Annotated in this window: 15 protein-coding genes; 10 read left to right on the top strand and 5 right to left on the bottom strand. The window is 71.8% G+C overall.

Going from position 1 to position 19,185, the window contains the following annotated elements:
* Positions 1-119 precede the first annotated feature (119 nt).
* The gene (locus tag ACIPSJ_RS42735) at positions 120-1,460 is read left to right on the top strand and encodes an esterase-like activity of phytase family protein (RefSeq protein WP_401354210.1); all 1,341 of its coding nucleotides are present in this window, start codon (positions 120-122) and stop codon (positions 1,458-1,460) included.
* Positions 1,461-1,475: 15 nt separating this feature from the next.
* On the opposite strand, the gene ACIPSJ_RS42740 is transcribed toward ACIPSJ_RS42735, so the two are convergent.
* On the bottom strand, positions 1,476-2,003 hold the full coding sequence (locus ACIPSJ_RS42740; RefSeq protein WP_401354212.1) for a hypothetical protein: 528 nt from the start codon (positions 2,001-2,003) through the stop codon (positions 1,476-1,478).
* 184 nt (positions 2,004-2,187) lie between these two features.
* Positions 2,188-3,354, bottom strand: coding sequence for a xylose isomerase (gene xylA / locus ACIPSJ_RS42745; protein ID WP_355711928.1), 1,167 nt, complete (start codon positions 3,352-3,354; stop codon positions 2,188-2,190).
* A 216-nt stretch (positions 3,355-3,570) separates the two neighbouring features.
* On the opposite strand from xylA, the gene xylB reads away from it, so the two are divergent.
* From xylB to ACIPSJ_RS42780, 7 genes are all read left to right on the top strand, one after another.
* Entirely contained in the window at positions 3,571-5,016 is a 1,446-nt protein-coding gene (gene xylB, locus ACIPSJ_RS42750) for a xylulokinase (protein ID WP_401354215.1), read from the top strand.
* A 74-nt stretch (positions 5,017-5,090) separates the two neighbouring features.
* A complete protein-coding gene (locus ACIPSJ_RS42755; protein ID WP_359219668.1) occupies positions 5,091-6,299 on the top strand; it encodes an ROK family transcriptional regulator in 1,209 nt (402 codons plus the stop codon).
* Positions 6,300-6,518: 219 nt separating this feature from the next.
* Positions 6,519-8,006 (top strand): APC family permease, encoded by a 1,488-nt coding sequence (locus ACIPSJ_RS42760; RefSeq protein WP_401354218.1) that lies wholly within the window; start codon positions 6,519-6,521, stop codon positions 8,004-8,006.
* Positions 8,003-9,016, top strand: coding sequence for an acetamidase/formamidase family protein (locus ACIPSJ_RS42765; protein ID WP_359219664.1), 1,014 nt, complete (start codon positions 8,003-8,005; stop codon positions 9,014-9,016). Before ACIPSJ_RS42760 ends, ACIPSJ_RS42765 begins: the two co-directional genes overlap by 4 nt.
* A gap of 76 nt (positions 9,017-9,092) precedes the next feature.
* A complete protein-coding gene (locus ACIPSJ_RS42770; protein WP_359219662.1) occupies positions 9,093-9,701 on the top strand; it encodes an N-acetylmuramoyl-L-alanine amidase in 609 nt (202 codons plus the stop codon).
* 83 nt (positions 9,702-9,784) lie between these two features.
* Positions 9,785-11,077: a GAF domain-containing protein gene (locus ACIPSJ_RS42775; protein WP_401354222.1), complete on the top strand. Its 1,293-nt coding sequence runs from the start codon at positions 9,785-9,787 to the stop codon at positions 11,075-11,077.
* A 96-nt stretch (positions 11,078-11,173) separates the two neighbouring features.
* Positions 11,174-12,697, top strand: coding sequence for an aldehyde dehydrogenase family protein (locus ACIPSJ_RS42780; protein WP_401354225.1), 1,524 nt, complete (start codon positions 11,174-11,176; stop codon positions 12,695-12,697).
* A 148-nt stretch (positions 12,698-12,845) separates the two neighbouring features.
* Here the strand turns inward: ACIPSJ_RS42780 and ACIPSJ_RS42785 are convergent, their stop codons facing one another.
* From ACIPSJ_RS42785 to ACIPSJ_RS42795, 3 genes are all read right to left on the bottom strand, one after another.
* A complete protein-coding gene (locus ACIPSJ_RS42785; protein ID WP_401354227.1) occupies positions 12,846-13,334 on the bottom strand; it encodes a hypothetical protein in 489 nt (162 codons plus the stop codon).
* A 167-nt stretch (positions 13,335-13,501) separates the two neighbouring features.
* Positions 13,502-14,308 (bottom strand): IclR family transcriptional regulator, encoded by an 807-nt coding sequence (locus tag ACIPSJ_RS42790; protein WP_359219654.1) that lies wholly within the window; start codon positions 14,306-14,308, stop codon positions 13,502-13,504.
* 174 nt (positions 14,309-14,482) lie between these two features.
* Positions 14,483-15,112, bottom strand: coding sequence for a TetR/AcrR family transcriptional regulator (locus ACIPSJ_RS42795; protein ID WP_359219652.1), 630 nt, complete (start codon positions 15,110-15,112; stop codon positions 14,483-14,485).
* 471 nt (positions 15,113-15,583) lie between these two features.
* Between ACIPSJ_RS42795 and ACIPSJ_RS42800 the strand changes: the two genes are divergently transcribed.
* The gene (locus ACIPSJ_RS42800; RefSeq protein WP_401354229.1) at positions 15,584-17,209 is read left to right on the top strand and encodes a CocE/NonD family hydrolase; all 1,626 of its coding nucleotides are present in this window, start codon (positions 15,584-15,586) and stop codon (positions 17,207-17,209) included.
* A 307-nt stretch (positions 17,210-17,516) separates the two neighbouring features.
* Entirely contained in the window at positions 17,517-19,151 is a 1,635-nt protein-coding gene (locus ACIPSJ_RS42805; protein WP_359219648.1) for a GMC oxidoreductase, read from the top strand.
* Positions 19,152-19,185 lie beyond the last annotated feature (34 nt).

The following is a 19,185-nucleotide window of genomic DNA, read 5'->3' on the forward strand; positions in this document are numbered from 1 at the left end:
GGCCGAAAAACCGGTGATCGCCGAGTGGCGGTCGCCCGGTGTTCACCGAGTGGTCGAACGGCGTTCCTTGTGAGGCCCAACTCTGGCCGCTGCCAACGAACTTGTTTTCAGGAGGCCCGATGTCCCCGCACGCCACCGGCAGCCGCCGCGTCCACCGTTCCGTCGCGACGGGTCTGCCCCTGGCCCTGGCCGCCGCCCTCGTGGCGGCGGGCACGGCCGACGCCTCGTCGTCCGGCGCGGCGCACGTCACCCGCACCGCCGTCCTCGGCGACATCCCGCTCGGCACGTTCAGCAACACGCTGCTCCCGGGCACCGTGGACAACGACCGGGGTATCGACCTCGGCGGCATCGGCAGCGACATCTACCCGGCCGGCCGCAAGGGCGAATACTGGACGGTCACCGACCGGGGGCCCAACGGCCAGATCAAGGTGGACGGCAAGAAGCGCCGGACCTTCCCCGTGCCCGGTTTCGACCCGGCGATCGTGAAGATCCGCGTCTCCGGCGACAGCATCAAGGTGATCGACGCCCTGCCGATCACCACGTCCTCCGGCAAGGCCGTCACCGGGCTGTCCGACCAGGCGGGCCGGGACGAGGCGCCGTACTCCTACGACGCCAAGACGCCGCTGTCGTACAACCCGAACGGTCTGGACACCGAGGGCATCGTCCGCGCGGCGGACGGCACCTTCTGGCTGGTCGACGAGTACGGCCCGTCGCTGGTCCACGTCTCCGCGCGCGGGCAGGTGCTCACGCGGTACGTGCCCAAGGGGCTGAACCTCGCCGATGCCGATTACCCGGTGGTGGAGGCGCTGCCCTCCGTGCTGCTGCACCGGAAGATCAACCGCGGCTTCGAGGGCCTGGCCCTGCTGCCCGGCGGCGACCTCGTGATGGCGCTGCAGAGCCCGCTGTCGCTGCCCGACGGGGACGCCGGGGATGCCTCGCTCAACACCCGTCTGCTGCGGTTCTCGCCCCGCAAGAAGGCGGTCACGGCCGAGTACGCCTACCGCTTCGACCCGGTGAACGTCGTGGACCCGAGCGAGGACGACACCTCCGAGCTGAAGATCTCGTCGATTGTGGCCGTGGGCGGCGACCGGCTGCTCGTCGAGGAGCGCACCGACAAGGCGGCGCGCCTCGAACTGGTCAAGCTGGACCGCAGGTCGAACATCCTCGGCGGTGCGTACGACGACGACACCACGTCTCCGTCGCTGGAGCAGCTGGACGACCCGGCGGCGGCCGGTGTCCCGGTGCTCGACAAGCGCCTCGTCGTCGACCTGAACACCGTGGCCGGGGTGCCGCTGAAGATCGAGGGCATCGCGCGCGTGGACCACGACACACTCGCCCTGATCAACGACAACGACTTCGGGATGACGGACGGAACGGGCGCGTTCGACGCGCAGGGCCGCCTGGTCGACAGCGGCATCGAGACGACCCTGGTGTACGTCCGGCTGCCCAAGGGCCTGTAGCGAACCAGGCGGAGGTCACCCCAGCAGGGACGGCAGGACCGACTCCAGTCCGCTCCGCAGCTCGCTGGGGAGCCCCGAGGGCCACTCCGAGGGGAGTTCGCTCGGCAGCCGCGACGGCAGGCCGCTGGGCAGCTGGGTCGGGAGGCTGATCGAGGGGCGGGGCGAGCCGGAGGTGCTCGGGCCGCTCGTGGTGGGCTTCTTGCCGGGTGAGCCGTCGCCACCGGACGCCATCAGGACGACGGCGGCGACGGCCACGGCGGCCACCAGCACGACCAGGACGGCGAACAGCGGTCCCCTGCGCCGGCGGGGCCGCTCGGGAGGCGGTGGCGTCCAGCCCACGGCGGTGGGCGGGTCACCGCCCCCGGCAGGCGGCCCCACGGGAGGCCTCGCAGGCGGCCCGGCGGGCGGCCCGGCGGGCGGCCCGAAGCCGCCGCCCGGCGGTGGTCCGAAACCTCCGTACGCGGGCGGGTCGTAGCCCCCGTCCGGGGGCGGGGTGCCGTTCGGCGGGCCGGGCGGTCGTGGCGGTACGGGCGGCATGGCCATACCGCCAAGAGTCACCGCGTACCGGTCATCGCGTAAGCCCCGCGCGGGAGTTGATACGGACTGATGCCATGGATCGCATGATTCCGGAGCAATTCCCGCACGAACCGGCCGTGCGGGCGCGGATTGCGACACGCGCGCGTGGGGGCGTCCGCTCCGGGAGCGGCCCGCACGCGCGCGTGCGTGGTCAGCCCCGGGCGCCGAGCAGGTGGTCCATCGCCAGCTGGTCGAGCTGCTCGAAGGCCATCCCGCGCGCGGCGACCGCGTCCGCGTCGAACTCCTCGAAGGCCGCGCGGTCCGCGAGGAGCGACTGGAGGCCGTCGGCGGCGGTCGGCTGGGCCAGCTGGTCCAGGCGGGAGGCGCGCAGGGCCTCCTGGACCTCCGGGTCCGCGCGGAAGGCGGCGGCGCGCTCCTTGAGGATCAGGTAGTTGCGCATGCAGCCGGCGGCCGACGCCCACACCCCGTCGAAGTCCTCGGTCCGCGGCGGCTTGAAGTCGAAGTGCTTCGGGCCCTCGTAGCCGGCGCTCTCCAGGAGGTCGACCAGCCAGAAGGCGGCACGCAGGTCGCCGGCGCCGAAGCGCAGGTCCTGGTCGTACTTGATGCCGGACTGGCCGTTGAGGTCGATGTGGAAGAGCTTGCCCGCCCACAGCGCCTGGGCGATGCCGTGCGGGAAGTTCAGGCCGGCCATCTGCTCGTGGCCCACCTCGGGGTTCACGCCGTACAGCTCGGGGCGCTCCAGGCGCTCGATGAACGCGAGCGCGTGGCCGACGGTGGGGAGCAGGATGTCGCCGCGCGGCTCGTTCGGCTTGGGCTCGATGGCGAAGCGCAGGTCGTAGCCCTGGGCGGTGACGTACTCGCCGAGGAGGTCGAAGGCCTCCTTCATGCGGTCGAGGGCGACCCGCACGTCCTTGGCGGCGCCGGACTCGGCGCCCTCACGGCCGCCCCAGGCGACATATGTCTTCGCGCCCAGCTCGGCGGCCAGGTCGATGTTGCGGATGGTCTTGCGCAGCGCGTACCGGCGCACCTCGCGGTCGTTCGCGGTGAACGCGCCGTCCTTGAAGACCGGGTGGGTGAAGAGGTTGGTGGTGGCCATCGGGACGGTCATGCCGGTCGCGTCGAGGGCCTGGCGGAAGCGCTTGATGTGCGATTCGCGCTCGGTGTCCGAGGACCCGAAGGGGATCAGGTCGTCGTCGTGGAACGTCACACCGTAGGCGCCCAGTTCGGACAGGCGCTGCACCGTCTCGACCGGGTCGAGGGCGCGCCGGGTGGCGTCGCCGAACGGGTCCCTTCCCTGCCAGCCGACGGTCCACAGGCCGAAGGTGAACCTGTCCTCGGGGGTGGGCTGGAAGCTCATGCCGCGGCTCCTTGCTCGGGGGTTCTGCTCGAAGTCTGTGCCGGACGACTGTCGTGCCGACTATTTCGTCATGGCGGTTTACAAATTAGTATGCCGACGCGTCCCTGGGAAGGGTCACCCTGTCCCCGAAGGACGAAAACCGGGTCGCGACACCCCGACGAACCGGAAAAACTGCAGGTCAGATCAACCGCGAGCCGCGGAAAAAGGGAGAGCCCGATGTCAGCAGCCGAGGGTCCGCTCGTCGTCGGCGTGGACACGTCCACCCAGTCCACCAAGGCACTGGTGGTCGACGCGTCCACCGGACAGGTCGTGGCGAGCGGCCAGGCGCCGCACACCGTGTCCTCCGGGGCGGGACGGGAGAGCGATCCGCGCCAGTGGTGGGACGCGCTGTGCGAGGCGCTGCGCCAGTGCGGTGACGCCGCGCACGAGGCGGCCGCCGTGTCGATCGGCGGGCAGCAGCACGGTCTGGTCACGCTGGACGAGCGGGGCGAGCCGGTGCGGCCCGCGCTGCTGTGGAACGACGTCCGGTCGGCGCCCCAGGCCCAGCGGCTGATCGAGGAGCTGGGCGGCCCGAAGGCCTGGGCGGAGCGCACCGGCAGCGTGCCGGGCGCGTCCTTCACGGTGACGAAGTGGGCCTGGCTCGCGGAGCACGAGCCGGAGGCGGTACGCGCGACCAGGGCCGTACGACTCCCCCACGACTACCTCACCGAGCGCCTGACCGGAGTGGGCACCACCGACCGCGGTGATGCCTCGGGCACCGGTTGGTGGGCGTCGGCGACCGAGGCGTACGACGAGGAGACGCTGGCGCATGTGGGTCTGGACCCGGCGTTCCTGCCGCGGGTGGTCCGCCCCGGCGAGGTCGCGGGCACCGTCCGGGACAGTCACGAGCTGCCCTTCTCCAAGGGCACCCTGGTCGCCCCCGGAACCGGCGACAACGCGGCCGCCGCGCTGGGCCTCGGGCTGCGCCCCGGCACCCCGGTGCTGAGCCTCGGCACCTCGGGCACGGTGTACGCGGTCTCGAAGCACCGCCCGGCCGACCCGACCGGCACCGTCGCGGGCTTCGCCGACGCGCACGGCGACTGGCTGCCGCTGGCCTGCACGCTGAACTGCACCCTCGCGGTCGACAGGGTCGCCGCCCTCCTCGGCCGGGACCGCGAGGCCGTCGAGTCCGGCACCTCGGTCACCCTGCTGCCGTACCTGGACGGCGAGCGCACCCCGAACCTGCCGCACGCCTCCGGGCTGCTGCACGGTCTGCGCCACGACACCACCGGCGGCCAGCTCCTCCAGGCCGCCTACGACGGTGCCGTGCACGCCCTGCTGGGCGCCCTGAACCTGGTGCTGGACCAGGACGCGGACCGGACCACCCCGCTGCTGCTGATCGGCGGCGGCGCCCGGGGCCGCGCCTGGCAGGAGACGGTGCGGCGGCTTTCCGGGCGTCCGGTGCAGGTGCCCGAGGCGAAGGAGCTGGTCGCGCTGGGGGCCGCGGCGCAGGCGGCCGGGCTGCTCACCGGGGAGGACCCGGCCTCGGTGGCGCGGCGCTGGAACACGGCCGCCGGGCCGGTGCTGGACGCGGTGGAGCGGGACGACGCGACGCTGGCCAGGATCTCCGGGGTACTCTCCGACGCGGCCCCGCTGCTGGAGCGGGCGCCCGAAGACCGCTGACCATCGGCCGCCGGCGACTGACCGGCGGAAGACCGGCGGAAGACCGTCCGGAGGTTCAGAGGATTGATGGAGGCATGACCGCACCGCTGCACGAGGCCCGCCCGACGGCGAACGGCCGTGCCCTGCCCGACACCCAGCAGGGCATGCGCCGGCGCAACCTCGCGCGCGTGCTGCACGCGGTCAGCGCCGAGGGCTCGCTGTCGCGGGCCGCGGTCGCCTCGCGCATCGGCCTGACCAGGGCGGCGGTGTCGACCCTGGTCGACGAGCTGATCCGCTGGGGGCTCCTGGAGGAACTCGGCCCCGAGCGACCGAGCCGGGTCGGGCGGCCGGGCTCGGCGCTCGCGGTGAGCGGGCGCGGCCCGGCCGGAATCGGGGCGGAGGTCGGGGTCGACCATCTCGCCGTGTGCGCGGTGGACCTGCGCGGGGAGGTACGCGCGCGTGCCGTGCGGCACGGCGCCAACCGGGGCCGTGATCCACGGCCGGTGATCGAGGCGCTGACCGCGCTGGTCCGCCGGGTCGTGACGGAGGCCGAGGGCGAGGGCCTGTGGCCGGCCGGTCTCGCGGTCGCCGTCCCCGGCCTGGTCGCCCGCGACGGACACACGGTCGTGCACGCCCCGAACCTCGACTGGCACGACACCGACCTCGGCGCGCTGCTACCGGCCGGCCTCCCGCTGACGGTGGACAACGAGGCGAACTTCGGTGCCCTGGCCGAGCTGTGGCTCGGGGACGCCACCCCCCGCGACTTCCTGCATGTGTCCGCGGAGATCGGCATCGGCGCCGCGGTCGTCGTGGACGGACAGCTGCTGCGCGGGAACCGCGGCTTCGCGGGCGAGCTCGGCCATGTGCCGGTCCGTCCCGACGGGCCGCGCTGCGCCTGCGGCGGACGCGGGTGCCTGGAGCAGTACGCCGGTGAGGAGGCGGTGCTGCGTGCGGCCGGCCTCGAGTCCCGCGAGGACGCGGTGGGCCTGCTCGCACAGCGGGCGGGCGCGGACCACGAGGGTGTACGACGCGCCCTGCACGACGCCGGTACGGCGCTGGGTATCGCCCTGACCGGCGCCGTCAACCTCCTCGACCCCGAGTCCGTGGTCCTGGGCGGCGCCCTGGCCGGCCTCGCCCCCTGGCTGCTCCCGTCCCTGGAAGCCGAACTGGCCGACCGCACGACGGGCCCGGCCTGCCCGGTCGCCGTCTCCCGGCTGGGCCCCGAGGGCCCGCTCCTGGGCGCGGCCCACTCGGTGGTCCGCGCCGTGCTGGACGATCCGGCGACGGTGGCGGAACGGGTCTGACGCCGGACCGGCCGCACGTCCGGACACGACGGTGTCCTGCGGCCCCGGGTGAAACGCACTCGGCCGCACTTCACCCGTCCGAGTGGCGTGGTTTTCCACAACTCCCGTCCCGTCCACGGAACCACTCGGCGCTCTTCTGCCCGACCCGTCGGCGCCGTACCGTGATTCACGCGAAGCGGTCCGTGGGATCGTCGGATTCACGCACGTCGGGGGGTGTGTATGGCCGGAGAGATGGCCGCGGGGCTGCGGCGGGACGCGGTCGGTCTGCGGGAGGTGCTGTTCCAGAGCATCACCGCGATGGCGCCGGCCGCCGCCGTCGCCGCGTCCATTCCGTCGGGGGCGGCCTTCGCCGGGGGCAGTCTGCCGCTGTCGGTGCTGATCGCCCTGGTGGCCTGTCTGTTCACCGCTTCGTGCGTCGCCGAGCTGGCACGGGAGTTACCCGCGGCGGGCTCCGTGGCCACGTATGCGGCGCGGGGGCTGCACCCGGCCGTGGGGTTCCTCGTCGGCTGGGGCTATGTGTTCGTGGAGGCACTGGTCCCCCCTTTGCTGCTGCTCCAACTCGGGTTCACCACGGCGGGAACCCTGCACGACGAGTGGGCCTCCTACCCGGCGGACCTGTGGTGGCCCTGGTCGCTGGCCGGCGCCGCCGTCATCGCCGTCGCCGGGTATCTGGGGGTGCGCGCCTCGGCCCGTTTCGGAACCGTCCTCGGGATCTTCGAGATCGCGGTCTTCCTGGTCTTCGCCGGGTGGCTGATCGGGAAGGCCGGTGACCACAACACCCTCTCCGTGTTCGGTACCTCGCATACGGCACCGGGGCACGGCGGGGTGAGCGGGATCTTCGCCGGCTCCGTGTACACCGTGCTGGCCTTCGCCGGCTTCGAGGCGGCCGCGCCGCTCGCCGAGGAGACCCGCGACCCGCGCCGCACGATGCACCGCGCGGTGCTCGGCGCGGCTCTGGGCATCGGTCTGTTCTACGTGGTGACGACCTACGCGATGGCCGTGTACTTCGGTCCGGACCGGTTCGCCTCCTTCGGAGCGGCGGGCGACGCGTCCTGGGAGGGGGTCGCCCGGGCCTCCTTCGGTCTCTTCTGGGTCCTCGTGTTCCTCGCGGTGGTCAACTCGACGATCGCCAACGCCAACGCCTGCGCCAACGTGTCCACGCGGACGGCGTTCGCACTGGCCCGGATCCGGGTCCTGCCGGAGGTCCTCGCCACGCTCCACCCCCGGTACCGCTCCCCCGTCGCCGGGATCGCGGTCCAGACGGTGGTGGCCGTCGGCGCCGTGCTGGGGCTGGGCTTCGGCTACGACCCGGTGACCGGGTTCCTGCTGCTGGCCACGGTGATCGTCACGGTCGTCGTGGGCGTCTACATCGTGGTCAACCTCGCCTGCGTCGGTTACTTCCTGCGCCGCGGCCGTGCTTCTCTGCGTCCGGTACGCCACCTGGTCCTCCCGCTGCTGGGCATCGTGGCCTTCGTGCCCGCCCTGCTCACCGCGGCCGGCCTGCCCGTCTTCGACTTCGTGACGAAGCTGACCGCGCCGGTGTCGTACGCCGGACCGGTGGTCGGCGTCTGGATGGCGGCCGGAGCGGTCGTGCTCCTGGTACTGATACGCCGTCACCCCGAGCGCATAGCCGAGACCGCGCGTGTCCACCTCGACGAGGACGGCCCTGCCGTCCCCGACCTGAAGAGCGGAGACCTTCCACGATGACCGACCCCCGTGTCCTCACCGTCCGGCCCGGACCGGGCGAGTACGCGTGGACGTTCGGCGGTGCGCCGCCGGTGGCGCGGATCGCACCCGGCACGGTGCTCGACCTGTACACGGAGGACTGCTTCGCCGGACGGGTGCGGTCCGAGAAGGACCTGGTTTCCGAGGTGTGCGAGTTCCCGTTCCTCAACCCGCAGACCGGGCCGTTCCACATCGAGGGCGCGGAGCCGGGCGACACGGTCGCCGTGCACTTCGTGTCGATCGAACCGGCCCGCGACTGGGCGGCGTCGACGACGGTCCCCCTGTTCGGCGCACTCACCTCGACGCACACCACGGCCACCCTCCAGCCGCCGCTGCCGGAGACGGTCTGGATCTGGCAGCTGGACCGGACCCGGCGCACGGCCCTGTTCCGGGCGCACGAGGGCGACCTCGAGCTGGAGCTGCCGATGGACCCGATGCACGGCACGGTCGGAGTGGCCCCCGCCAACCTGGAGGTCCGCTCCGCCCTGGTGCCCGACGCGCACGGCGGGAACATGGACACGCCCGAGATGCGGGCCGGTGTCACCTGCTACCTCGGGGTCAACGTCGAGGGAGCGCTGCTCAGCCTCGGCGACGGGCACGCCCGGCAGGGCGAGGGCGAGACCTGCGGGGTCGCCGTCGAGTGCGCGATGCACACCGTGGTGATCGTCGAGCTGCTGAAGGGGATCGCCACGCCGTGGCCCCGGCTGGAGTCGGACACGCACATCATCTCGACGGGGTCGGCGCGCCCTCTGGAGGACGCCTTCCGGATATCGCAGCTCGACCTGGTGCGGTGGCTGGTGCGCGACTACGGGTTCGGCGAGCTGGACGCGTACCAGTACGCGACGCAGACGGTCGAATCGCCGTTGGCCAACGTGTGCGACACCAACTACACCTGTGTGGCCAAGCTCCGCAAGGAGTGGCTGCCCGCGCGCGAGACCTACCGCGGATCGCATGCGCGGCTGCGCGAGACGGCGGCGGCCCTGCGCCGCTGACCGCCCCTCGCCACTCCCTCTCGACTCCTCGTGACTCCCCTGTGCTTCGAGCACGCTTCCGAAAGGCATCCCCTCCATGGACCGGGCACGACCGCTCCCCACCAGGCGACTGCTGCTGAAGGGCGCGGCCCTCGCCGCCGTCCCGTACGCGCTGCTCCCGGAGAGCCGCGCCGGCGCGCAGACCGGGGTGGTCGACTATCCGCAGGCCGAGTGGCAGGCGGCGAGCACCGACAACCGCACGCCGGCCCAGCGCCCCGACGAGTACGCCATCGACCGGGTGATCATCCATGTCACCCAGCAGTCGTACGCGGGCACGCTGTCCATCTTCCAGAACCCCAAGAAGCGGGTGTCCGCGCACTATCTCGTGCGCTCGGCCGACGGTCATGTCGCGCAGTGCGTGCGGGAGTCGGACATCGCCTGGCACGCGGGAAACTGGGACTACAACACGCGCAGCGTCGGCATCGAGCACGAGGGCTGGGTGGACAAGCCGGAGTATTTCACCGACGCCCTGTACCAGGAGTCGGCGCGGCTGACGGCGTCGATCTGCGACAGATACGGCATCCCCAAGGACCGGGACCACATCATCGGCCATGTCGAGGTGCCGGGGACCGATCACACCGATCCGGGAAAGCACTGGGACTGGGTCCGCTACATGAGCCTGGTCGGCCTGTCCTCCTCGAAGTAGGGACCTGGGAGTGAGGACGTCGGAGGGGGACGTCGGAGTGAGGGTGGTCGAAACGGTTGTCGGCGCGAACACCCCGAGTGACGATGTCCCCAGCCGCATCGCCGTCCGGGGAGGCCGAGTTGACCGATCAGTGGGTGGCCCTGGAGCCGGGGGCCGACCCTGCCGAGCGCGTCCGGGTGCTGCGCCGGGCGTACGAGACGTTCACCACGGTGGGGACCGTGCCGCGACCGGTGCGGTCGGTGGTGGCCGATTCCTGGCGGCGTTCGGCGCGGGCCGGGGTGGGTCCGGACGGTACGGCGCGCGTGGAGCTTACGGACGACGACCTCGGGACCTACCGGGCGGAGCATCCGCTGGCCCGGGTGATGCCGCTGTTCCGGGAACTGATGGGCACGTTCGCGGCGGACGGCGAGCATCTGCTGGCGGTGTGCGACGCGAACGGCAGGCTGCTGTGGGTGGAGGGGCATCCGGCGACCCGACGGCGGGCGGACCGGATGAACTTCGTACCGGGCGCGCGCTGGTCGGAGACCGCGGTCGGCACCAACGCGCCGGGGACCGCGGTGGCCGTGGACCGGCCGGTGCAGGTGTTCGCGGCGGAGCACTTCATCCGCCGGGTGCAGCCGTGGACGTGCGCGGCGGCGCCGGTGCACGATCCGCGCACCGGGCGGGTGCTGGGTGCCGTCGACATCACCGGCGGCGACCGGCTGGCGCATCCGCACAGCCTGGGCTTCGTCCAGGCGGTGGCACGGGCCGCCGAATCGCAGTTGGCGCTACTGGATCCGCCGACGCCCGCGGACGAGGCGCCCGCGCTGACGGCGCTCGGCCGTGACGAGGCCGAACTCCGGCTGGACGGGCGCCGGATCCGGCTCGGCCGCCGGCACAGCGAGCTGCTGGTGCTGCTGTCCCGCCACCCGGAGGGGCTGACCGGCGACGAGCTGCTGTGCGCGCTGTACGAGGACGAGTCGGTGACGCCGGTGACGCTGCGCGCCGAACTGGCCCGGCTGCGGCGGCTGCTGGGCCCGGGGCTGCTCGCCTCCCGGCCGTACCGGCTGACCGCTCCGGTGGAGTCCGACGCGGCCGTGGTGGAGCGGCGGCTGGAGACCGGGGCGGTGACGGCGGCCCTCGGCGCCTACACCGGGCCGCTGTTGCCCGGCTCGCAGGCGCCCGCAGTCGTACGGCTCAGGCAGCGGCTGGCGGACGGGCTGCGGGCCGCGCTGATCGCGGGCCACGACCCCGACCTGCTGGCGGACTGGGCGCACGCGCCCTGGGGCGAGGACGACATCGAGGTGTGGCGGGCGCTCGCGGCGCTGCGGCCGACGGCGGTGGTGCGCAGCCGGTTGGCCGCGTTGGAGTCCGAGTTGGCGGCACCGGGGCGCTGACCTGCGGCGCAACGTACGCGCAACGTCCCCGTCCGTAGCCTCCGCTGCGGGAGCTGCCCAACGGCGGGCAGCGCATCTGCAAGGAGGCAGGCCAGCATGACTCGTTACGCGGCGCCCGGCACCGAGGGCGCGATCGTCTCCTACCAGGCGCGCTACGACCACTTCATCGGCGGCGAGTACGTGCCGCCGGCCCGGGGGCAGTACTTCGAGAACCCGTCGCCGGTGAACGGGCAGCCGTTCACCGAGGTCGCGCGGGGCACCGCCGAGGACGTGGAGCGGGCGCTGGACGCGGCGCACGCGGCCGCGCCGGGCTGGGGCCGTACGTCGGTGTCGGAGCGCTCCGACATCCTCCTCAAGATCGCCGACCGGATGGAGGCCTATCTCGAACCGCTCGCGGTCGCCGAGAGCTGGGAGAACGGCAAGCCGGTGCGCGAGACGCTGGCCGCCGACATCCCCCTGGCGATCGACCACTTCCGCTACTTCGCGGGGGCGATCCGCGCGCAGGAGGGTTCGCTGGGCGAGGTCGACGACGACACGGTGGCGTACCACTTCCATGAGCCGCTCGGCGTCGTGGCCCAGATCATCCCCTGGAACTTCCCCATCCTGATGGCCACCTGGAAGCTCGCGCCGGCCCTCGCCGCCGGGAACGCGGTCGTCATCAAGCCCGCCGAGCAGACCCCGGCCTCCATCCACTACTGGATGAGCCTGATCGCCGACCTCCTGCCCCCGGGCGTGGTGAACATCGTCAACGGCTTCGGCGTGGAGGCGGGCAAACCGCTGGCGTCCAGTCCGCGCGTGGCGAAGGTCGCCTTCACGGGCGAGACCACCACCGGGCGGCTGATCATGCAGTACGCCTCGGAGAACATCAAGCCGGTCACCCTCGAACTGGGCGGCAAGTCCCCGAACATCTTCTTCGACGACGTCTGGGCGCACGACGACGACTTCCGCGACAAGGCCCTCGAAGGCTTCACGATGTTCGCGCTCAACCAGGGCGAGGTCTGCACCTGCCCGTCCCGGGCCCTCGTCCAGCGCGGCAACTACGCCGAGTTCATGGCGGCGGCGGTCGACCGCACCCGCCAGATCAAGCCGGGCCACCCCCTCGACACCGAGACGATGATCGGCGCGCAGGCCTCCAACGACCAGCTGGAGAAGATCCTCTCCTACCTGGACATCGGCCGGCAGGAGGGCGCGAAGGTCCTCATCGGCGGCGAACGTATCGAGCATGACGGCGAGTTGAAGGGCGGCTACTACGTCCAGCCGACCATCTTCGAGGGCGGCAACCGCATGCGGATCTTCCAGGAGGAGATCTTCGGCCCCGTCGTCTCGGTGACGTCCTTCGACGACTTCGACGACGCGATCAAAATCGCCAACGACACGCTGTACGGCCTCGGCGCCGGCGTCTGGACCCGCGACATCAACACCGCGTACCGCGCGGGCCGCGCCATCCAGGCGGGCCGCGTCTGGACCAACTGCTACCACGCCTACCCGGCGCACGCGGCCTTCGGCGGCTACAAGCAGTCCGGGATCGGCCGCGAGAACCACAAGATGATGCTGGAGCACTACCAGCAGACCAAGAACCTGCTCGTGTCGTACTCCCCGAAGAAGCTGGGCTTCTTCTAGAGGCACGTGAAAGGGGCGCCTGAACTGGGAGATCTCCCGTCAGGCGCCCTTCTCGGTCACTGACCCTTTTCCAACCTGTTGTTTGCATGACCCAGGGGCCTTCGGTGACGGTCGTGAAGTCGTGAGCAGGTATCTGTGTCACGGATCCTCAGTACGGTGCCATCACCAAGTCGCCGATCACTCGCAGCCCGACTTGGGCCGCAAGCCATGGCGCTCGCTCGGCCTCACCTTGCTCGACGTGGACGAACACCGTGTGGTCGGCCGCAGTTTCTTCCAGATCGAGGTCGCGGGCATGCGCGCACAGGGTGACGAACGCGCCGCGGGTGCCTCCGACCCCCAGGCCTACCTCCGGAGCCTCGGGCCAGGCGTTGAAGTCCCAGCGCACCGTGGCCGGGTCGTCGCCCACGGCCGTGAGGAACGGCTCCACGGTCTCGGGCGTCCCGGCCCAGCGGCGTAGCCAGACGGGCCGGCAGGCCTTCGGGTCATTCCCTGTGCCCGAGGCGCCGTCCCTCTCTCCTTGCGCCCACCACTCGGCATCCGGCAGCAGGGCCAGCACCCTCGACAGCCTCTGGACGATGCGCAATCCCTCCGAAAGGTCCGCCGTTCTCAAGATGGGCTGCGCGTAGGAGTTGGACACGACGACCAGGGTGCCAGTGAGGGTCGCCCGCTTCAGTCCACGGCGGTGGCGACGCGCGCCAAGGGCATGCTGTGCTCCGGGGTGCGCGGGCGGCCTGCGTCGGATCGTCGCCGACGACGACGCCGAGGACCGCGAAGAACGGCATGTTCCATGGCGGCCGGATGCCGTCAGGACGTGGGGTGAAACGCGCGCTGAGCGGAGAAGTACCGCTCGGACACGGCGCGGACCACGTTCACCATCAGCGGTGCGACGCGTTCCACCGTGGCGCGTGCGTCGCCGACGACGGAGATCGCGCCGACCGGACCGGCGGGCCCGCGGATGGCGAGTCCGAGGCAGGCGATGCCCGCGAAGCACTCCCCCTCGTCGAGGGCGAGCCCGTTGCGACGGCGTACGACTCCGAGTTCCCGGTGCAGGACATCGACCTGGTCGATACTGCGAGCGGTGCGGCGCTTCATCTCGGGCCCGTACAGCGCGTCGACCTCCTCCGGGGTCAGCCAGGCGAGCATCGCCTTGCCGAGGCTGGTGCAGTGGGCGACCTCTCTGCCACCGACCTGCGACGGGACGTCGACCGCCGCGCGGCCCCCGATCTTGTCGAGGTAGTAGATCTCGGGCCCGTCAAGTACCGCCAGATGGACGGCCATGCGGCTGCGCACCGCCAGCTCCAGCAACTGGGGGGCCGCGGCGGTGCGCAGGGCACCGTGTCCGATCTCCCGTCCCCCGAGGCCCAGGGCCCGCGGGCCCAGCATGTATCCGATCTCCATGTGCTGGAGCCAGTGCAGGCGGACCAGTTGATCCAGTATCCGGTGGGCGGTCGAGCGCGGAAGTCTCGTCCGGTGGGAGACCGTTTCCAGCATCAGGCACGTCCGCGGATGCTCGAAGAGATCCATGATCAACGTCACGCGTTCCATCATCGACGGAGGCAGTGCGGGCCGTTCCACGTCGAGACGTGGGCCGAGGTCAAGGGCGGACGTCATCGTCGGCACCTCTCTGTTAAAACTAGAATATATTCCAGTTTGAAACGAGGCCAAGGTACCGCTGTCGCGGTCGCCGACCAAGAGGTGTGCACAGACGAATCCGCCGACTTCCGCTTTGCGTAAGTGATGTGACGCCTCATCATGCTCACTGCCGGGATTCGACGGGCAGTGCGGTTACCCGTGTCGGCCTGCGCTGCACGGCGCGGCGATCAGCCGTGCTGCCAGCCGCAGGTCCGACTCGGCCTGCCGGGCCGTGATCTCCTCGGTGAGCATGGCCACGAACAGTCCCCACCAGCTGTAGATGAGCAGCCGCACCACGCTGCGGTCCTGTTCACTGGGATCGGACACGGCCAGGAGCCGTAGCAGCGTCTGGCCTAGGCCGGTCTCGACGACGTCGAAGCGGCCCGGGAGTGTGCCCGAGTACTCGGCGAAGGCGGACAGGGCGGCGGCCGAGGCCAGCAGTGGGGTGTCCAGAAGTTTGAGACTCAGTGCCACCAGGGTGTCGCCCACCTGGGCCGCCCGGTCCGCGGTCGCCTGGGGAGGGCCGTCCTCGCCGTGGCCCTGGAGGATCGTCTCGATGTGCCACTCGAAGACCGCGCTGAACAAATAGGGTTTGGAAGGGAAGTAGCGGTACAGCGTGCCGAGGGCGACCCGGGCCTCCTTGGCGACGTCCTGCATCTGGACGTTGGCGAGCCCGCCGCGGGCGGCGAGTTCCGAAGCCGCCCGAAGGATGCGGACGCGCCGGGCGGCCTGCCCGCGCGAGACGGGCGCGGCCGGCTGTCGCGGCTCGGCGCCTCTCCCCACGTCTCCCCCAAGCGGTCGGGTTCGCCCATCCACGCGCCATGCTCCGGGCCGGATCAGGAACGCCGGAGTCACGCTCCCCGTGCTGCCTGGCGCGGCTCGTCGCCCCACGTTAGCAGCGTGTGCGCGTTGCTCCTGAGAAGTGTGGTCCGGATCGGCTGTCGGAGCAGGGCGAAGGCCCGCACCTCGCCGGCGTACCGTCATGCGGAGCCGGGGACCCGGATCCGTGCCGGTCGCCCGTCCCGCCCAGCAGGAGTGGGCCCCTCACCGACCCTCTGCCTGTGGGACCGTGCGGAAGCGGACCAGTCGGCCCGGCCACGTTCGCGACGGCCTGACGCTCGGGAGGGCAGAGCCGATGGGTGTGCGCTGCTTCCAAGGGATCGCCGCCGTCGGCGGCGGCGCGGGAGTGAACCAGCGGGGCGGATTCCGGCTCGACGGATACCTGCGGACCAAGACCGTGGGACGGGGGTCCCGGTGAGGCTGGGCAGCCGCGTTCTCGAGCGCGTTCTGGACCTGGACCCGCCCGTCACTCGGGACCTGGTCGTCCGGCGGGATCTGCCGGTGCCCATGCCCGACGGTGTCGAGCTGCTGGCGGACCTGTGGGAACCGCGCTCCGGGGGCGCGTCCTGGCCGGTCGCCCTGATGCGCAGCCCGTACGGCCGACGTGGACTGGTCGGCGCCGCCGGCGTCAGGCCGCTGGCCGAGCGCGGATACCGGGTGCTGATCCAGAGCGTGCGGGGCACGCACGGCTCGGGTGGTGTCTTCGACCCGGCCCGGCAGGAGCGTGCGGACGGCCTCGCCACCCTCGACTGGCTGGTCGGTCAACCCTGGTGCGGCGACTCCGTGGTGCTGGTCGGCGCCAGCTACCTCGGGTACGCGCACTGGGCCGTCGCCGATCAGCTGCCGATCCAGGTCAAGGCGCTGATCCCGCAGGTGACCGAGTCGGCACTGACCCTGGAGTTCCTGCGCCGCGACGGCCTCGCGCTGGAGACGCCGTTCGTCTGGGGTGTCACCAACGCCGGCCCGCAGCCGCGCGGGGTGCTCGGCGGGCTGCTCCGGATCCGCCGGACAAGCAGGGCGTTGCGCACCGTGCCGCTGCGCGACGCCGACCTGGCCGCCACCGGGCACCACATCGGCTATGCCCAGGACGTTCTCCTCCATCCCGCGGACGCTCCGCGCTGGGCCGGCGTCGACCACCGGCACCGGGTGGGCCGGGTGAAGGTGCCGGTCAGTTCCGTCGCCGGCTGGTACGACATCTTTCTCCCCGGCCAGCTGCGCGACTTCCGCATCCTTCAGGAGGCCGGGGTTCCGGCCCGGCTGACCGTCGGGCCATGGGTGCACCAAGCCCTCACCGGCGTGCCGTTCCGGGAGGCCGTCGAATTCGGTCTCCCGTACGCGCGCGGTGCGCGCCCGGCGCCTCGCGCACCGGTGCGGCTGTATGTAACGGGCGAGGAGAGATGGCGTGACTTCGACACCTGGCCACCGGCCGGATACCCGCCCCGCCGACTTCATCTGCACCAGGGCGCCGCGCTCTCCGCAGACATGCCCGCCGAGTCCGCTCCCGACCGGTACCGGTACGACCCGAACGACCCCACCCCCGCGGTCGGCGGCATACGCGCCGCGGGTGGCGGCCCTGTCGACAACACCGGGCTCGAGGCCCGGAGGGACGTGCTGACCTACACCACGCCCGTACTGGACCGGGACGTCGAGGTGATCGGTGAGGTCGGCGCCGAGATCTGGTTCCGCTCCAGCTTGCCGTACGCCGACGTGTTCGTCCGTCTCTGCGATGTCGACCCCCGCGGCAGATCCGTCAACGTCTGCGACGGGCTGGTCGGTCTCAGTGGGGCCGACGAACTCGCCTGCGCGGCCGTCCGGCTGTGGCCGACCGCACATCGGTTCCGGCGCGGGCACCGGGTCCGTGTCCAGGTCTCCAGCGGTGCCTTCCCCCGCTATGCCCGCAACCCCGGCACCGGCGAACCGCATGCCACGGCGACCCGCCTGCTCCCCGCAGACCAGACGGTCCACCACGACCCGGAACACCCTTCCGCCATCCTTCTGCCGGTACGTCGAGACCCTCCTTGCCAAGGCGGGTCTTCCTGAGCCAGACCTGCCGCGCAGGTCCCGACAGTCGGAGCGGCGGTCCCGGTCACTGGGAACGGACCCGCGCCGCCGTCCTTCGGCAGGGGTTGAATCCACCGGTCATGGAACCAGTGAGCCTCGCGCACGACTGTGGTCGCCCCGCGGTCTCGGAATACCGGATCACCCGGTGCGGAACACAGGCAAGGGCCGCGGCCAGACGGCTCGGTACCCGGCTTCGCCGCAACTGAGACGGACCGCCCGACCCGACCCGGTCCAGCCCTCGTGGGCGCGTGGCCCACCATTCACCCCTTCCCGACGGGAGTCCCCCATGTCCCGCACTGCTCCTTCCTCCGTCCCCCAACCCCCACCGCACCGCATCAGCCGTCGCAAACTGCTGGGCACGACGGCCGCGCTGGGAGCCACGGCCGCGCTGACCCGTGCGGGTACGGCGGGAGCGGCTACGACCGCTGCCGGCACCAAGGCGGACGTGACCGAACTGACGGCCCGTGCCGTCGTTGTGGGCACGGGCTTCGGCGGCGGGGTCACGGCGCTCCGCCTCGCGCAGGCCGGGGTGAGGACCCTGGTCCTGGAGCGCGGCCGGCGCTGGGTCACCGGCCCGAACGCGACCACGTTCTGCCGCTTCGCGAACATGGACAACCGCTCCGCCTGGCTCACCGACCACTCCATCGTGCCCGGCGTCGACAAGACCTGGACGCCCTACACCGGCGTCATCGAGGCCGTCGAGGGCAACGGCATGACGGCCAACGTCGGCGCCGCGGTCGGCGGTGGCTCGATCACGTACCACGGCATGACCCTGCAGCCCACCGAGGAGAACTTCGCCCGCTCCATCCCGCTGGCCGCGGACTTCTACGACTACCTGGACAAGGTGGCCTACCCCACGGTCTCCCGGACGCTGGGCGTCTCCCCCATCCCCGACGACCTGCTGGCGTCCGATGCCTACAAGTCCTCCCGCCTCTTCCGGAGCGTGCTGCCGAAGGTGGGCATGCAGCCGTTCCGGGTGCCCCTGCCCATCGACTGGGGCTACGCCCGCAAGGAGTTGACCGGCACGTACGAGCCGACGTACACGACGAGCGACATCGCGTTCGGGGTCGACAACGGCGGCAAACACTCCATCGACGTCACGTATCTCGCCCAGGCGGAGGCGACCGGTCTGGTCGAGGTGGCGCCCCTGCACGTCGTACGGGATCTGTCGATGGACGCGAAGAAGCGCTGGGTGCTGTCCGTGGACCGCATCGACACCGGCGGAGCCGTCCAGGAGAGGATCCAGGTCACCGCCGACGCGGTGTTCCTGAACGCCGGTTCGCCCGGCACCACCCGGCTGCTGGTCAAGTCCCGCGCCAAGGGCCTGGTGCCGGACCTGCCGGACGCCGTCGGCACCCAGTGGGGCAACAACGGTGACCGGATCTGGGCGTGGCTCAACCCGAACGGGGACGCCGGCACCCAGCAGGGCGGCCCGGCCTGCATCGGCGCCACCGACTCGAACGCGCTGGTTCCCTTCACCCTCGTCCACGCGGGGTCGCCGGCCCAGGTCTCGGGCACCACCCTGGTGACCGTCGTCGGCTACGGCATCGTCGAGGGCAAGGGCACCTGGGCCTACGACGCCGCCAAGGACGACGCCGTGCTGACCTGGCCGAGCACCGCGGACGCGGTACTCCAGGCGCTGATCACGGCGCGGGTGGAGGCCATCGCCGCGGTGGGTGGCGGCCTCATGATCGACACCAACGCCACGGCGCCCTCCACCTGGCATGCGCTGGGCGGTGTGCCGATGGGTGACGCCGTCGACCTCTACGGCCGCGTCCTCGGCCACACCGGTCTCTACGTCCTGGACGGCGCCCGCATTCCCGGCTCCACCGGAGCCTGCAACCCGTCCTACACGATCGCCGCACTCGCCGAGCACAGCATGGCGACCATCGTCCGCAAGGACCTCGGCAGCGTCTTCTGAGGCTCCTTCGGGCCGGCGAAGGCCCGGCCGTGTG

Source organism: Streptomyces sp. NPDC090088, from assembly GCF_044747345.1.
Lineage (GTDB): Bacteria > Actinomycetota > Actinomycetes > Streptomycetales > Streptomycetaceae > Streptomyces.

Coding starts and splice junctions, on each gene's coding strand:
- ACIPSJ_RS42735 (WP_401354210.1), top strand. CDS start 120: ATGTCCCCGCACGCCACCGGCAGCCGCCGCGTCCACCGTTCCGTCGCG.
- ACIPSJ_RS42740 (WP_401354212.1), bottom strand. CDS start 2,003: ATGGCCATGCCGCCCGTACCGCCACGACCGCCCGGCCCGCCGAACGGC.
- xylA (WP_355711928.1), bottom strand. CDS start 3,354: ATGAGCTTCCAGCCCACCCCCGAGGACAGGTTCACCTTCGGCCTGTGG.
- xylB (WP_401354215.1), top strand. CDS start 3,571: ATGTCAGCAGCCGAGGGTCCGCTCGTCGTCGGCGTGGACACGTCCACC.
- ACIPSJ_RS42755 (WP_359219668.1), top strand. CDS start 5,091: ATGACCGCACCGCTGCACGAGGCCCGCCCGACGGCGAACGGCCGTGCC.
- ACIPSJ_RS42760 (WP_401354218.1), top strand. CDS start 6,519: ATGGCCGGAGAGATGGCCGCGGGGCTGCGGCGGGACGCGGTCGGTCTG.
- ACIPSJ_RS42765 (WP_359219664.1), top strand. CDS start 8,003: ATGACCGACCCCCGTGTCCTCACCGTCCGGCCCGGACCGGGCGAGTAC.
- ACIPSJ_RS42770 (WP_359219662.1), top strand. CDS start 9,093: ATGGACCGGGCACGACCGCTCCCCACCAGGCGACTGCTGCTGAAGGGC.
- ACIPSJ_RS42775 (WP_401354222.1), top strand. CDS start 9,785: ATGTCCCCAGCCGCATCGCCGTCCGGGGAGGCCGAGTTGACCGATCAG.
- ACIPSJ_RS42780 (WP_401354225.1), top strand. CDS start 11,174: ATGACTCGTTACGCGGCGCCCGGCACCGAGGGCGCGATCGTCTCCTAC.
- ACIPSJ_RS42790 (WP_359219654.1), bottom strand. CDS start 14,308: ATGACGTCCGCCCTTGACCTCGGCCCACGTCTCGACGTGGAACGGCCC.
- ACIPSJ_RS42805 (WP_359219648.1), top strand. CDS start 17,517: ATGTCCCGCACTGCTCCTTCCTCCGTCCCCCAACCCCCACCGCACCGC.